This window comes from Dokdonia sp. Hel_I_63, assembly GCF_007827285.1.
GTDB lineage: Bacteria > Bacteroidota > Bacteroidia > Flavobacteriales > Flavobacteriaceae > Dokdonia.
This window is the reverse complement of record NZ_VISD01000001.1, coordinates 1463573-1479973: the sequence shown is the minus strand read 5'-3', so window position 1 is coordinate 1479973 and position 16401 is coordinate 1463573. Positions and strand designations below refer to the sequence as shown.

Sequence of the window (16401 nt, the reverse complement as noted above, 5' to 3'; positions counted from 1 at the left end):
CCACAATAATATTCTTATGGGAAGACCAACAAAAACAGAACGTTTAAAAGAAGCCAGACCAATTATTATGCAATCAACCCTAATTTTTTGCAAACTGAATTTACAAAAAATCTACGCCCGTAGTCGTCGTCTTGAACTTACTCACTGGAATGAAGATCAAGACTATGCAGATTATATCAACAACCTGTGGACAACAATGATGAAGCACGATGCTATTAAAAAAGATGCTTTAAAACTTGACGAAATGTTAGGCACAGGAGACGTTGTGCAATTACTAAGTGATATTGTCATGGAGCATAGAAAATCAAGTAACACACAATAAAAACTGACTACCCTGTTGCATTTGCGCCAGTTTATTAAGATCACTATCAAGTACTTGTAACACTCGAGGATACCCTCCTGTAGTCTGACAGTCATTCATTAAAATAATTAATTTTCCAGAAGGCGTAAGCTGTACTGTTCCTGGAATAACGGGACTTGTATATATACTTTTTAGAGCATTTGGTAATGTCTCAACAAGTTGTATTGCCATCCTATTCCATAGGTTTGAAAACGTAAATACATGATCACTTAATTGTTGTTGCTGGTTATAAGTGAGCTTTGAAAACTCAGGACCTTCATAAGTCTTAATCGTAGCTACAGATGAATGTATTACCTCAGATTGTGATTGCATCTTGAGATGTGCACCTTTTGATTTGCCATATTTCGAGATACCTAAAGGTAGCTCCATCCCTACGGTGAGCTTTCCTTCTGGTGTAAGTGGGTAATACCAGCTTTTACTACCCAGTATTGTTTGAGAATCTAGTCCTCCTGCAAATGCGAGATAGCTTCTAGATCCTCCGCTTATTTTAGACATTTTTAATACTTGTTTGGCTTTCGCCAAAAAAGGAACGCCTTCCATTACCTGAGCCCCATCTAGCGTAGCTCCTGCATTGCTACCAGTAATTACAAAGTTGACATTATGATTGAATTCTATAGTAGGTCCCAGTAATGTACACTCTAGCATAGCTGCATCAGGTGCATTGTTAAGAATAGCATTTGCAAACATAAAAGCATGTTTATCCATAACACCACTTTGTGGAACTCCTAGATGCGCGTAGCCTTCTCTACCATTATCTTGGACAGTTGTATAAAATCCTGGGTGCAGTATGGAAATAGAACAATTCATAAATTATTAGACGTTGCAATTTCTTCAAAATCAGACTCGCTAATAGCATAAAATTTAATTATGTCACCTGCCTTGAACAGACTAGGTGTTGCCTTTGTTGCGTCAAATAACGAAATAGGAGTTCTGCCTATGACATGCCAGCCACCAGGGCTATCTTGAGGATAAATTCCAGTTTGCGTTCCTCCTATGGCAACACTTCCTTTTGCTATTGAGCGCGAGGGAACGGATTTTCTGTCAAGATGTAATCTATCATCGAGATTTTCTAAATATGGAAAACCGGGTAAAAACCCTAAGAAGTAAATGGGATACTCTCTACTTGTATGAATTTCTATAATTTCAGGTATTGTACATTTCACTTGGCTTGCATACTCCTTTAAATCCGGAGCAAACCTATTACTATAACAAACAGGGATTTTATATAATACACTATTATAATCACTGTTTAACACCGGAATATTGAGCACCGTAGAGATTTGATGAACTAAAGCGTCTATGCTAGTATCCTTAGATATACATTTCTTTACTAGAAGCTCATTATATGTATGCACTAGCTCAACATTAAGAAGCTTTGATAGAGTCGCTTTTTTAATGAGCAGCCAATTCAAAAGATCCTGAGAAGGAGGACTTTCTATTTGAATTAATAACGAATAGTCTCCTAACCTACTAATATGAAAATTATACTGGCACATCACTTTATTAAAATATGCTCTTGAGCAAAAGCCTGGTGAATTTCTTTTACAATCTGTAATGCATTTTCTGTATCGCCGTGGACGCAAAGTGTATCTACGTCAAAAGGAAGTGTAAGATTGTTGATTGTTTTTAGTTGGCGCTTCTTTACCATTCGTAATACGTGAGGTAAGACTGCATTATGAGATGTTAATACCGCAGCTGGTGAACTACGAGATACTAGTGAGTAATCATCATTATAATTTCTATCTGCAAAACCTTCTATGCTTATAGCTAGTTTTGAAACAGCTAGCGATGCGATTACAGAATTATGAGGTACGTAGAGCACAAGACGGTCATCTATCTCAAGTATGGTATCTATAATGAGATGAGCTATTTCTTCATTTTTGGCAGCTTCGTTATATAACGCACCATGTGGTTTTACGTGATGTACGTGTTGTCCACTTTTTGCTGCTAAACTAATAAGAAGTTTAATTTGAGAAGTTATTGACTCTTTTAAAAGTTCATAAGAAATAGTCATTGCCTCACGACCAAAATTCTTGCGATCCGGGTAACTGGGATGAGCACCAATTTTCACATTAGATATTTTCGCGAAAGCGAGAACTTCCAACATCGTTGCTGTATCTCCCGCATGACCACCGCAAGCGATGTTACAAGAGCTCAAATACGGTATTAACTGAGCCTCGTTCCCTACACCTTCACCTACATCGCTATTGAGATCTATATGCATCATAATAGTCCAAATACTTTTAAGATAGTGCGCGCACCTAGCACAAAAACAACTAACCAAATAACGATTGAAATTCCATTTTGAAGTGATGAGTTTACATAATTACCTAGTACATCCCGTTTATTTACTATCCAGATTAAGTAACCAGCAATTATAGGTAATAAGACACCATTTGCTACTTGTGCAAACTGAATAATCTCTACAGGGCTGTACCCTATAGATGAAAAAACAATGCCTAGTATAAGAATTGTAAGCCAGACTGCTCTAAACTTAGCTGATTTAAGATCTCGTTTCCACCCTAAACAACCTTGCACAACATACGCCGCTGCAAGAGGTGCTGTAATAGCAGAGGTTAAGCCGGCTGCTCCTAATCCTAACCCAATAAAATACCTCGCATAATCTCCGAATAGAGGCTCTAGGCTTTGAGCAAGATCTGCTGCATTTTTTATCTCACTTCCCTGTATGGCTGCTGCACAAATGATGATTGCCATACTAACCAAACCTCCTAAAATTACTGCAACAATAGTATCACGACGTGCAGCTGGTAAATCTGACGCATTGCGCCACTTCTCACTAACTAATGAGGCATGTAAAAATAAATTATAAGGAACTACGGTAGTACCTACCAGTGCAACTATAGTGAGTAAGCTACCATCTGGAAAAGATGGAATAAAACTACCTTTTAAAACAGCTAGTATATCTGGCTTTGTTACAAATGCCGTTGTTACAAAAGCTATACTCATGATAATAACAAGTGTGACCAGTATGCGCTCTAGCACTTTGTAATTTCCAACAAATAGGATGATGCTAGCGAGGATTCCTAGCACTAAAGACCAACTATTAATATCCAAAGTACCCACGCTTAATGAGCTCGAAAAACCGAGTGCTTCTATACCTAGAACGCCTCCACTTATATTACCTGCCTCATATGCTGCATTGCCTATCGCTATAGCGCTAAGCATTAAGATAACGGCAAAAGTTTGTGTAATTTTATTTGATAATGAATCTCTTATAACGCCGGCTAATCCTTTACCAGATACAAGACCTATGCGAGCTGCCATTTCTTGCAACACTATGGTAGCTATAATGGATAATACCATAGCCCATAATAAAGTAAATCCATAGGCAACTCCTGTAATTGTACATACAGTGACTGTTCCCGGACCTATAAAGGCGGCAGCTACTAATACACCAGGACCTGATAATTTGAATTTATTATTCATCGATTGCAATCAATATATTGTAATGATCTATATGATAATCACAAAGTACGGAGAACACTTGATATAATAACCTACGGTAATTTATTTTTAAAGAGTACACTAAAAATAGAACCCTCGCCTTTTACACTAGAAACACTTATCTCATCACCCATGTCTTCTATTTGGTTTTTGGTCATAAATAAGCCTAAACCTTTTGCGTCTTCATTACGGTGAAATGTTTTATAAAGTCCAAATAGCTTACCTCCATTTGCATTGAGATCAAGGCCTAATCCATTATCCTCTACAGATAATAACAAGTCATTTATGGATATCATCTCCGCATTAATTTTTACGATAGACTGCCTATTACTATCACTATACTTAACCGCATTTGATATTAGATTAAACAAAATACTTTCTAGATATGCAGCATTATAAGTAATCTGGATATCATTAGGAATATCACAGATTACAACAACATCTTTCTCAGTTATTTGAGCTTGAAGTGTATTGATTGTTTTATCTATATATTCTCTCAAGAGAATAAGCTTTGGAGTATCAGATAAGCTTCTATTTGAAGAAGCTATATCATTAAGATTATTTATTGTACCACTTAAACCGTCTGAGATATCATTGAGGTAAGGAGCTAACTCTTTCTTCTCCTCTGGACTCTCGGCATCATCTATGAGCTGTAGAATACTTTTGAGATTTCCTGCATGTGTTCTTAGGTTATGTGATACGATGAGAGCAAAGTTTTTAAGGCGTCCATTATGACTTTCTATAAGTTTATTCTTGCTAAGAATGTCTTCTTCAAACTCCTTCATCGCTGTAATATCAACATGAGTTCCTATCATGCGCGATGGCTTTCCTTTTTCATCCCACTCTACAGCCTTGCCCTTATCTTGAATCCACTTATATGTCCCGCTTGAAGAAAAAATACGATGTTGCCCTGAATAGTATTTAGTACGTCCCTCAAAGTATGCATTCATATCATCAAAATACATTTGCTTATCATCTGGATGTACTTTATCTGTCCATGTACTATCGCTTAGCAGTATACTATCTCTAGGAATCTCTAAAAATTCTAATGACTTGTCTGAGTAATAAACTTCATCATTTTTAATATCCCAATCCCAAACTCCTATTTCTGATCCTTCGAGAGCAAACTCAAATCGATCCTTAACTCTAAGCAATTCTAACTGAGTATTTTTCATCTCAGTAATATCTGTGGCATAACCATGCCAGCTTACTACATTCTCAGAAAGCTTTTCTGGTGTGGCATGTATATTTACCCATCCGTGAGCCCCTGATGGCAAAAGAAATCTAAATTGCTGAATCCAAGGATTAAAGGTTCTCATAGATTCATAAATAGCATCTAGAACCAATTTTCTATCATCTATATATATTAAATCGGAAACTACATGCGCATTATCTTGAAGATATTCTAGTGTGAGACCATACAGTGATTCTGCATTCTCTGTAATAAAGGGAAATGAATATTTTTTAGACCGCTTATCGAATTCAATTCTAAAGAAAAAACCTTCTACTTGATCTAAGAATTTCTTGAAACTATTGAGGCTTACTGCCTCGTGAGCGGTCTGGTCTAGAGATTTTTTTTGTGATATCATAGTAAGGGGGTGCTATCATGTTAAACAAAGATATTGTTTAATAAAAAGCAACACTCTTACCGTTATCATAAATTAAAAAAATACCAAAATCATCGATTAAATACAATATTAATCGATAAAGTGCAAATATAGATAGTTTATGAATTAACTAGTTATGAAAATATTAACCCAACCATCCATCACGATCTAAGCTTCTATATTGTATTGCTTCAGAAATATGAGTACCTGTTACGATAGCGGCACCTTCAAGATCTGCTATGGTTCTTGATACTTTCAAAATACGATCATAAGCCCTAGCAGATAGATTTAAACGTTCCATCGCAGTTTTTAATAACTCTTTTGATGCATCGTCAAGTGCGCAATATTTTCTTATTTGCTTCACATTCATCTGAGCGTTATAATTGGTTTTTACGCTTTCGCGAAAGCGTTCTACCTGTAATTCTCTCGCTGCAGTTACACGTTTACGTATGTCAACACTTGACTCTGCCTTCGTCTCATCACTAAGCTTTTCAAAAGGAACAGGCGTTACCTCAATATGTATATCAATTCGATCTAGTAAAGGTCCAGATATTTTACTTAGATAGCGCTGCATCTCTGCAGGGCTACTAGTAACCGGAGCATTAGGATCATTAAAATAGCCTCCCGGACTAGGATTCATACTCGCTACGAGCATAAAACTAGAAGGATAAGTAACCGTAAATCGCGCTCTGGATATAGTAACTTCTCTATCTTCGAGTGGCTGTCTCATCACTTCTAATACCGAACGCTTAAATTCTGGTAATTCATCTAAAAATAGTACGCCATTGTGAGATAAAGATATCTCACCAGGTTGAGGGTAAGCTCCGCCACCTACGAGTGCAACATCACTAATAGTATGATGCGGACTTCTAAAAGGGCGCTCAGACATAAGACCTTGATGCTCCTTAACTCGCCCTACTACAGAATGAATCTTAGTAGTTTCCAGCGCTTCTCGCAATGACATGGGAGGTAAAATACTAGGTAATCTTTTACTAATCATGGTTTTACCAGATCCTGGTGGCCCTATGAGTATGATATTATGCCCTCCTGCTGCAGCAATTTCCATACAACGCTTTATAGATTCTTGTCCTTTTACATCTGCAAAGTCAAACTCTGGATGCTCAAGATTTTTATAAAACTCGGCTCTAGTATCTATAACCGTAGGTTCAAGAGGTGTCCCTTTATCAAAAAAGGCAATTACTTCACTTATATTTTCTACTCCGTAAACATCAAGTCCATCTACTATAGCTGCCTCTTTTGCATTTTGAGCGGGTAAAATAAACCCTTTATATCCTTCTTCTCTTGCTTTTATGGCTATGGGCAAAGCTCCTTTTATAGGTTGTAAACCTCCATCGAGAGAAAGTTCTCCCATAAGGATATATTTCTCTACCTCATCTCCCTTAATTTGTTCGGTGGCAATAAGTATACCTGTAGCAAGAGGTAAGTCATATGCAGATCCTTCTTTACGTAAATCTGCGGGTGACATATTAAGAATAAGTTTCTTCCCTGGTATCTTGTAGCCATTATTCTGTAATGCTGCTGCAATACGATAGCTGCTTTCCTTAATTGCGTTATCTGGTAGCCCTACAAGGTGGTAACCTACTCCTTTATCTACATTTACCTCTATTGTAATTGTAGTAGCATCTACCCCAAAAACAGCACTTCCATAAACTTTAGTTAGCATCTAATCAATTGTTTGCATAAATATAGGTAATACTCTGGTAATCAAACCCTACAATTTCAACAAGCTGTTTTAGGGGCAAACACCCCTACATCATCTTGTAAAATCCCCCTATTTTTACAGTACATAAAGGGATTCTTAATTCAATTATCAAAAAACTATACTCAATAAATCATATTAAGAATATAACAATACGATAGACATTATTTAGGGGTGAAAGGCATCTCTGCGCTCGCAGAGGTGCTTTTCTTTTTTAAATCATTAAAAATTACCTTTTTAGAATAAAATATTATCGCTAAGTAAAAAATGTAAGTTATATTTGGCGCTCCTAAGAAATTAGGGGACTGTGAGCTATTCATTTAGCTATCATGAATTTAGGGGTGAAAGGCATCCCTGCTTAGCAGGGGTGTTTTTCTTTTTAAAACTATACTTTACACAAAAAAGCCTGAGAAATTAGTTTCTCAGGCTTTTTTGATTATTGTGATTATTGATTAGTACTCTTATTTGGTAAGAATATTAAATTCAATTTTTGAAGAGTGGAACACGCTATGTGTTTGTTTAGTAAAATCTTCTTCTTTTGCCTCAAAGATATTATCCACATACGTTTGCGGATTTAAATCTATAAGAGGAAACCATGTGCTTTGTATTTGTACTTGCAATTTGTGTCCCTTCTTAAAAGTATGAAGCACGTCTTGTAGCTTAACAAAAACCTCATCTTTCTCTCCGGCAACAAATGGTTGAGGGCGCTCAAAGCTCTTTCTAAAACGACCGCGCATTACCTCACTACGTACCATCTGGTGATATCCTGCCATCTCTACACCTTCTTCTGTTTCTTGAGTATTAGGAACATCATCTGGGTACACATCAATAATTTTTACAATCCAATCTGCAGATGTTCCTGTAGTGGCTACATTAAGTTTTGCCATGATGTCTCCTACTAGCGTCAAATCATCATCAAGTACCGGTGTTTCATATACCAATACATCCTCACGCGCTGCAGCAAATCGCTGATCGTCAGACATGTATTTACGTGGTGTAAATACCATCTTTTTACCTTCTGCATACGGAACTGGGTTTGCTGGGTCACTTACAAACTTCTCTGCATCGTATTTACTGGAAGGGCTTCCAGTAAGTGCATTATCTTTTCCTAAGAAGAATGAAGCCGGCATAGCCTTTTTAGGTGGCCATTGTTCAAAAGAGTTCCACTCTTTACTTCCTGAATCAAATATATGTGCTTCTGGCAATCCTGTAGCTCCGTCTTTATCACCACCCTTTAAGAAGTGATTAAAGAATTTTGTCTCAATATCTCTTTGAAAATAATCTGAAATATTATCACCAAAATATACATTACCCACTGCTTGTCTCGGCTTATTACGAGCCCAGTCTCCATGACTCCAAGGTCCAAAAACAACCGTATTGTAATTATTACTGCGTTTCTCGATGTTCTTGTACGTCTCCCAAGGTCCGTATAAATCTTCGGCATCATATAGTCCTCCTACAACCATTACGGCTGGCTCTATATTTTCTAGGTGCTGTATAAGCCCTCTAGATTGCCAGAACTCATCATAGTTAGGATGTTCTTTTAATTGCGTCCAGAACTCATTAGTCTCATCATAATATTTATCCAAGTTTGATAAAGGACCTGTTTTCAAGAAAAAGTCAAACTGGTCATCACTATCTAAATCTGGAAAATCATACCAAGACTCTGTAGTAGGAGCATCTTTCTGGTAACCAAAAACTGCAGTTGCTCTCCAGTAGCTTAACAAATAAGCTCCGTTATGATGAAAATCATCAAAAAAGAAATCGCCTATACATGCTTGTGGTGATGCCGCTTTTAAAGCTGGATGACCACTTAACAAAGAATAAGTTGCATAAAACCCAGGGTAAGAAATACCCCATGTCCCTACGTTTCCGTTATTATTCTCTACGTTATTTACTAACCACTCTATCGTATCATAGGTATCACTAGCTTCATCTATTTGGGTTCCTGTTTTATTAGGAATAAATGCTCGCATGTTATCATACTTACCTTCACTCATCCAGCGACCACGCACATCTTGATATACGATAATATTACCCTCCTGCATTAAATAAGCATTAGGAGCTATCGCCGTACGCATTTGCCCCTCACCATAAGGCTTTGAACTATATGGCGTGCGCTGCATTAGAATAGGATACGATTTTGAGGTATCCTTTGGAGAGTAAATGGTTGTATGAAGATGCACGCCATCTCTCATTTTGATACGCACTTCTTGTTTGTTATAATGCTCAGAAACTTGATAGGTGGTATCCAAAATAGTTTCTCGAGATTGTGCAGATGACGCTTTCGCGAAAGCAAAAAAGCATACTATACAAAGTAGTTTAAAGGTGTAATTCATTTATTGATTGTTAAAGGTTGTGATGGCAGTTTTAAGCCAGTTTTCATACTTTTTTGCATCAGGAGTATAAGCTACAGGCTTGTTTAACGGTTTTTCATCATGATCCAGCATTACATAATATGGTGCTGCGACAAGATTATAACGTTCTATCTGGAAGTTACTCCACTTGTTACCTACTGTTTTAATGCGACGTCCTGAAGCACTTACTCCCTGCTCGGCTTCTGGAAGCTCTTCTTGAGAGTCTCCGTATAAAGATATCAAAACAACATCATTCTTTAAGATATTTAACACGCCCGGTTTAGACCACACTAGCTCTTCCATACGACGACAGTTTACACAAGCTTTTCCAGTAAAATCTAGCAGTACAGGTTTGCTCTCATTACGAGCATACTCCATACCTGCTTCATAATCTGTAAAGGATAATAATCCGTGCGGTCCTATTTCTGCATTTTCTGGAAACTCTGCCGTACTATTAGAGAGTGTAGGCTGCCCTCCTATTCCATAAGGCGACTCGCTATAATTCATAGGCGGTGGGAAACCACTTATAAGTTTAAGTGGCGCACCCCATAATCCAGGAATGAGGTATAAAATGAAAGCAGTAGTCATTATCCCAAGTAGTAATCTGCCCACAGAGATATTCTTTACTTCTGTGTCATGTGATAGTTGGATTTTACCAAATAAATATAGTGCTAGCCCAACCATGATTGCAATAAGCAATACTAAAAACACCTCGCGCTCTAGGTAATGACCATCAATTACCAAATCTGCATTTGATAAAAATTTAAGTGCTAGTCCAAGCTCTAAAAATCCTAAAACTACTTTTACTGTGTTAAGCCATCCGCCAGATTTTGGCAAACTATTTAACCACCCTGGAAACATTGCAAATAATGCAAATGGCAGCGCTATCGCAGTAGAGAATCCAAGCATACTTATAACTGGGGTAATACCGCCTTCTGTGATAGATTGTACTAGTGCAACGCCTACTATAGGACCCGTACAGCTAAAGGAAACGATAGCGAGTGCAAGCGCCATAAAAAATATACCTGCAAATCCTCCACGATCTGCTTTGCTGTCTATCTTATTTGCCCATTTTTGAGGAAGCATAATCTCAAAGGCTCCGAAAAATGAAACGGCAAATACTACTAGTAATATAAAGAACACTAGATTAAAAGTAACACTAGTAGAGACCTCAACAATTGCGGTAGCTCCAAAAATACCAGTTACTGTGAGTCCCAGTACTACATATATAATAATGATAGAGATGCCATAAATGATAGCATTACGTATACCAGCAGCTCGAGATTTACTTTGTTTTGTAAAGTAGCTCACCGTCATAGGGATCATAGGGAACACGCAAGGGGTAAAAAGAGCTGCAAGACCTCCTAGAAAAGATAGAAAAAATGTAGCCCACGAACCTTTGTTACTAGGTCCATTATCATCTATCACACCTTCCTCTTCTTCTCCTTTATCTTTTTGTGCTGGTGTTGCTCCATATTTTTCAAACTCATTATAATCTGTAAAGGCTTTGACTTTACCCGTTTTGAGGTTGTGAGCAATATAAAAGTCTTGTGGAATACACACTTCTTTACATACCTGATAGTTTATAACCGACTTGACAATGGTAATATCTTTATCTGTTAGCGTAATAGGCATAGATAGCTTAGGACGCTGTCCTGCATATTTAATCACATCCTCTTCAAAAATCTCATCGTAAGCGGTTTTGGTCTCGCTCTCTCGTGCAAATTTCTCACGGATAACACCTGCATCCTTTTGTAAAAACTCAAAGTTAAAAGGAATTCCAGCTGGAGTTTCTTGAGCATAGATATACCATCCATCTTCTACAGTGGCTTGGTAATGCAAGACATACTCAGTGTCTGACACTTTCTCTACAGATCCTTCCCAGGCTACGGGATCAAGTGTTACTTGAGTGATGCCAAATCCTTGTGCGGCCACTCCACTTACTATAAATAATAGTAGAGAAGTTGCTATAATGAATGCTTTACGCGTCATACGATTGTAAATTTTATTGTTTTTAGTGTAGTATCTACTACTTTAAAACGGTCGTCTGCTCTGTGGCCTATCACCCATATTACAGCATTATCACTGCACAAAAGCCAGACCTTTTCTTTTGCTCTCAAAGATAACTTTTCATCTTTGAAATACTTACTCAACTTCTTCTTTCCCTTCATCCCATATGGATAAAAATAATCACCATCTTGCCACTTTCTGATGGTGAGTGGGTACCCTATATGCGCTGCATCTACTACTATCTCTTGCTTCGATAAACTAGTTACAACAGGTCCTTCTCCCACAGACAGTATTCCAAAATCTCCTTCAATACGTTCCTCTCCTTGCTGCCATTGATAAGAACGTGTGGTTTCCATCTTAATTATAGAAATAATTAACTTATCTCTATCTTTTAATAAGCGATGCGTACTCGACGTAACCTCTTTTCCAGACTGCGCCTGTGGCAACTTATAAATGTCATCCCAAGCAGTAAAGCCATAAGGTGATAATAATTGATACAACACGGCTTCCGGCTCTGAATGCTGTTTAAGTGCTACTAGATTTACGACTTCCTCACCATTTGATTCGGTTATAAATTGTTGTCGTAATTGGTCTGTATAAACTTTCAGTAAACGTTCACTTTGTTTCAAGTGCTCCTGCGTATGCTGCAACCCTTTGAGGATATTGGGTTGAGCTTCCTCTAGATTAGGTATTGCATGATGGCGTATATGATTACGCACATAATTATCTGTTCCATTACTGCTATCTTCTCGCCATTGCAAACCTTCTTTTAAAGCATAATTTCTTATTTGCTTTCGCGAAAATTTGAGCAACGGCCTCACAATCTCTCCATTTACCACAGGGATTCCTGTGAGTCCTTTTATACCTGTACCGCGACCTAAATTAATGAGAAATGTCTCCAAATCATCATTGAGATGATGAGCAGTTAAAATGTAGTCGAAATCTTCGGCAACCGAAAGTTCTTTAAACCATTGATAGCGAAGTTCTCTTGCTGCTATCTGAGTTGATGTCTTGGAAGTTTTCGCGTAAGCGGAAGTATCAAACCCTTTTATATAAATAGGAATGTTGTGGAGCGTACAATAGCTTGCAACAAAAACTTGATCACCGTCACTCTCTACTCCTCTTAAATTAAAATTGCAGTGTGCTACACTCATGGTAAGCCCGGCCTGACGACATAGCAATAATAAGAGCATACTATCAAGCCCGCCACTTACAGTAACGAGTATCTTACTATCAAGAAGAAATGGTAAATCTTGTGCGATATGGTGCTTAAAATCCTCAAGCATCCTTGTACATTATACGCGACCCTTAAGGGCATTAAATACCCAAGCAATAGCAAAAAAGCCAATACCCACAGATGCAAAACCCCAGCCGGCTACATCAGTATATCTAAAAACGCCTAGAGCAATAAGTCCTAAGCCTACTAAAATCATTATAAAAGTGGCCCAAGCCAGAACGGTATTTTTATTCATACCCATAGTTTAATTTTTAGGGAAAATCTTATTAAATAAGATAAGCTACAAATATCGGTTATTTATTGGAATTTGGGTAGCTGGTAATTTTTACAATTCTCATTTCAAGCTTGTGCTACAATACTTACCTTTATAGACAGAAAAACATTCAAGCACACACACATTTTATGGATTTAAAATTCAATAAAAACGAAGATCATAATAAGTTACTCTTATCAGATATGAGAAACCGCCTTGCCGAAGTAAAACTTGGCGGTGGTCAGAAAAGAATAGATAAGCATAAAGCAAAAGGTAAAATGACTGCTCGCGAGCGAATAGATTACCTAGTAGATAACCCAAACAAGTGTATCGAGATTGCTGCTTTTGCGGGTGAAGGTATGTATGAAGAACACGGCGGTTGCCCTTCTGGTGGTGTGGTTGTAAAAATAGGGTACGTATCTGGCAAGCAATGTCTCATTGTTGCAAATGATGCTACTGTAAAGGCTGGAGCTTGGTTCCCTATAACAGGGAAGAAAAATTTAAGAGCGCAAGAAATCGCAATGGAAAATAAGCTGCCCATCATCTACCTAGTAGATAGTGCAGGTGTTTATCTCCCTATGCAAGATGAGATTTTTCCAGATAAGGAGCACTTTGGACGCATCTTCCGCAACAACGCGGTGATGAGTAGTATGGGTATTACGCAAATATCTGCTGTAATGGGTAGCTGTGTTGCCGGTGGTGCATACTTACCTATTATGAGTGATGAAGCGCTTATAGTAGATAAAACGGGAAGTATTTTCCTTGCGGGAAGCTACCTTGTAAAAGCAGCAATAGGCGAGTCTATAGATAATGAGACATTAGGAGGAGCCACTACGCACTGTGAGATTTCTGGTGTAACAGATTACAAGTCTAAAGATGACAAAGACGCTCTTGATACCATTAAAAAATTGATGGGAAAAATAGGCGATTATACAAAAGCAGGTTACAACCGTATTGAACCTGCAAAGCCTGCAAAAGATCCAGAAGAACTTTTTGGTATCCTGCCTGCCTCTCGTGCAGATCAATATGATATGCGAGACATTATAGACAGACTGGTAGACAACTCTGAGTTTGATGAGTATAAGGAAGGATACGGGCAAACAATCCTTACAGGATACGCTCGCATTAATGGATGGGCAGTAGGTATAGTTGCAAATCAGCGCAAGCTTGTAAAAACTAAAAAAGGTGAAATGCAGTTTGGTGGAGTGATCTACTCAGACAGTGCAGATAAAGCGACGCGCTTTATAGCCAACTGTAACCAGAAAAAGATACCGCTTGTATTCCTACAAGATGTAACTGGCTTTATGGTAGGTAGTAAAAGTGAGCACGGTGGTATTATAAAGGACGGAGCAAAAATGGTAAATGCTGTTTCAAACTCGGTTGTGCCTAAGTTTACTATTGTTATAGGAAACTCTTATGGAGCAGGAAACTATGCAATGTGCGGTAAGGCTTATGACCCAAGGCTCATAGCAGCCTGGCCTAGTGCAGAGCTTGCTGTGATGTCTGGTAATAGTGCTGCAAAAGTATTACTACAGATAGAAACTGCATCTCTTAAAAAGCAAGGAAAAGAAATCACACCAGAGGTAGAAAAAGAACTTTTTGACCGTATTAAGTCTCGTTATGATGATCAAGTATCACCATACTACGCAGCGTCAAGAATCTGGACAGATGGCATCATAGACCCGAGAGATACCCGTAAGTGGATCTCAATGGGTATCGAAGCCGCAGACCACGCTCCTATCGAGAAGCCTTTTAATCTTGGGGTGATTCAAGTGTAATTGAACAGAACGATATTAGATAAAAAAAGCTAGGTCATTTATTAAATTAAATGACCTAGCTTTTTTTATGTCTTACAGTATTAGTTCTTCAGTTGGCCAACTTTAGAAAATAGCCATCAATATTTCTATTCTTTTAAAGCCTTAAAATACCTCCTCGCTTCCTTCATCACTCTTGGTGCGAGATACAAGGTTGCAATCATTGTTGGGATTGCCATGATGGCAAAAAATCCGTCTATCAAATTAATCATCATACTAAGTGATGTAGTTGCACCTATCAAGATACTTGCGATATAAGCGATGTTATAATACTTTTTATTATGTGCTCCAAAAAGGAAACTCAAACACTTGGTACCATAATAACTATATGAGAAAAGTGATGAGATACTAAACACGGCGATGCACAATAATAATATGTATTTACCTGCAGGTGATAACGCTTTCGCGAAAGCGGAAGCCGTAAGTGTAACTCCATTTGCATCGCTCGTTTGCCATACATCTGTTACTAAGATCGCAAGCGCCGTAAGAGTACACACCACGATGGTATCGATTGCTGGACCGAGCATTGCTACGAGTCCTTCACGTATAGGTTCTGCTGTTTTTGCAGCGCCGTGCGCCATAGGTGCCGTACCTACACCAGCCTCGTTTGAAAAAGCACCACGTTTAATACCGAGTAATATGAGACCACCTACAACGCCACCCAGCAGTTTATCTCCCGTATAAAAATCGGCAGAGAAGGCGTCTGTAAATATGAGACCTAGATACTTAGGAACTACATCTATGTTTACAAAGAGTATTGCCATTACCGCTACAAAATAGATGAGCACCATGGCTGGAACAAGTTTGGCAGCTGTTTTTGAAATACGATCGAGACCTCCTAAAATTACTACAGAAGTAATTGCAACAAGCACAAGACCAATAATTAAATTCGAAGTAAAACCTACCTCAACACCCTGCGGAACGAGTAAAATATCATTTACCGCCTGTGTGAGTTGGTTTACATTAAAAACCGGCAATGCACCAACTAATCCTGCGATACTAAAGATTACGGCAAGTGGTTTCCATGCCTTCCCCATTCCTTGTGTAATAAAGTACATAGGTCCTCCCTGTGTTTTGCCCTCACTATCTTTACCTCTATACATTATGGCAAGTGAGCCTGTAAAAAATTTAGTTCCCATACCCACAATGGCACTCATCCACATCCAGAAAACAGCACCTGGACCTCCTATCGCAATTGCTACTGCCACACCTGCGATGTTACCCATACCCACAGTAGCACTAAGCGCTGTAGTGAGCGCCTGAAAGTGTGTAATCTCTCCTTCATCATTTTCTCCATCATACTTCCCTCGCAAGACTGCAACAGCGTGACCTAGATATCTAAATGGCAAAAACCTCGAATAGATGAGCAAAAACAGACCGCCACCTATAAGTAAGCATACGAGCGGGATTCCCCACATAGCGCTAGAAAAATCTGCTATAAGTTCATTAGCTTGATCGTAAAATGATGGTTGTGCTTGCATACAAGATCTATTTATATGGTGAAGTAACAAAAATTAAGAGCAGTTTACCAAAACGTTCACATATATTTTTGAACAGGCATTTGTTTTCATAACTAA

The 16401-nt window shown here is 38.2% G+C and carries 13 protein-coding genes; 2 read left to right on the top strand and 11 right to left on the bottom strand.

Going from position 1 to position 16401, the window contains the following annotated elements; all coding sequences use genetic code 11:
- Positions 1-16: 16 nt before the first annotated feature.
- Positions 17-322, top strand: coding sequence for a hypothetical protein (locus JM84_RS06605; protein ID WP_144783304.1), 306 nt, complete (start codon positions 17-19; stop codon positions 320-322).
- On the opposite strand, the gene JM84_RS06600 is transcribed toward JM84_RS06605, so the two are convergent.
- The 10 genes from JM84_RS06600 to JM84_RS06555 form a co-directional block, all read right to left on the bottom strand.
- The gene (locus JM84_RS06600; RefSeq protein ID WP_144783302.1) at positions 305-1168 is read right to left on the bottom strand and encodes a biotin-dependent carboxyltransferase family protein; all 864 of its coding nucleotides are present in this window, start codon (positions 1166-1168) and stop codon (positions 305-307) included. The genes JM84_RS06605 and JM84_RS06600 overlap by 18 nt on opposite strands.
- Positions 1165-1857 (bottom strand): 5-oxoprolinase subunit PxpB, encoded by a 693-nt coding sequence (pxpB, locus tag JM84_RS06595; protein ID WP_144783300.1) that lies wholly within the window; start codon positions 1855-1857, stop codon positions 1165-1167. The genes JM84_RS06600 and pxpB overlap by 4 nt, the downstream gene beginning before the upstream one ends.
- Complete coding sequence (gene pxpA / locus JM84_RS06590) at positions 1857-2588, bottom strand: 5-oxoprolinase subunit PxpA (RefSeq protein ID WP_013749835.1); 732 nt, start codon at positions 2586-2588, stop codon at positions 1857-1859. Before pxpA ends, pxpB begins: the two co-directional genes overlap by 1 nt.
- The gene (locus tag JM84_RS06585; protein ID WP_013749836.1) at positions 2585-3808 is read right to left on the bottom strand and encodes an Nramp family divalent metal transporter; all 1224 of its coding nucleotides are present in this window, start codon (positions 3806-3808) and stop codon (positions 2585-2587) included. The genes pxpA and JM84_RS06585 overlap by 4 nt, the downstream gene beginning before the upstream one ends.
- A 71-nt stretch (positions 3809-3879) precedes the next feature.
- Positions 3880-5415 (bottom strand): PAS domain-containing sensor histidine kinase, encoded by a 1536-nt coding sequence (locus JM84_RS06580; RefSeq protein WP_013749837.1) that lies wholly within the window; start codon positions 5413-5415, stop codon positions 3880-3882.
- A 163-nt stretch (positions 5416-5578) separates the two neighbouring features.
- Positions 5579-7117: a YifB family Mg chelatase-like AAA ATPase gene (locus JM84_RS06575; RefSeq protein WP_013749838.1), complete on the bottom strand. Its 1539-nt coding sequence runs from the start codon at positions 7115-7117 to the stop codon at positions 5579-5581.
- A 497-nt stretch (positions 7118-7614) separates the two neighbouring features.
- Entirely contained in the window at positions 7615-9492 is a 1878-nt protein-coding gene (locus tag JM84_RS06570) for a CocE/NonD family hydrolase (RefSeq protein WP_013749839.1), read from the bottom strand.
- Positions 9493-11502: a protein-disulfide reductase DsbD family protein gene (locus tag JM84_RS06565; protein WP_013749840.1), complete on the bottom strand. Its 2010-nt coding sequence runs from the start codon at positions 11500-11502 to the stop codon at positions 9493-9495.
- The gene (tilS, locus tag JM84_RS06560; RefSeq protein WP_144783298.1) at positions 11499-12806 is read right to left on the bottom strand and encodes a tRNA lysidine(34) synthetase TilS; all 1308 of its coding nucleotides are present in this window, start codon (positions 12804-12806) and stop codon (positions 11499-11501) included. Before tilS ends, JM84_RS06565 begins: the two co-directional genes overlap by 4 nt.
- Before the next feature lie 9 nt (positions 12807-12815).
- Positions 12816-12998 (bottom strand): CAL67264 family membrane protein, encoded by a 183-nt coding sequence (locus JM84_RS06555; protein ID WP_013749842.1) that lies wholly within the window; start codon positions 12996-12998, stop codon positions 12816-12818.
- A 161-nt stretch (positions 12999-13159) separates the two neighbouring features.
- Here JM84_RS06555 and JM84_RS06550 point away from each other — a divergent pair, with 161 nt between their 5' ends.
- Positions 13160-14788 (top strand): acyl-CoA carboxylase subunit beta, encoded by a 1629-nt coding sequence (locus JM84_RS06550; RefSeq protein WP_144783296.1) that lies wholly within the window; start codon positions 13160-13162, stop codon positions 14786-14788.
- A 125-nt stretch (positions 14789-14913) separates the two neighbouring features.
- On the opposite strand, the gene JM84_RS06545 is transcribed toward JM84_RS06550, so the two are convergent.
- Positions 14914-16305 (bottom strand): alanine/glycine:cation symporter family protein, encoded by a 1392-nt coding sequence (locus tag JM84_RS06545; protein WP_144783294.1) that lies wholly within the window; start codon positions 16303-16305, stop codon positions 14914-14916.
- Between the last annotated feature and the right edge of the window lie 96 nt (positions 16306-16401).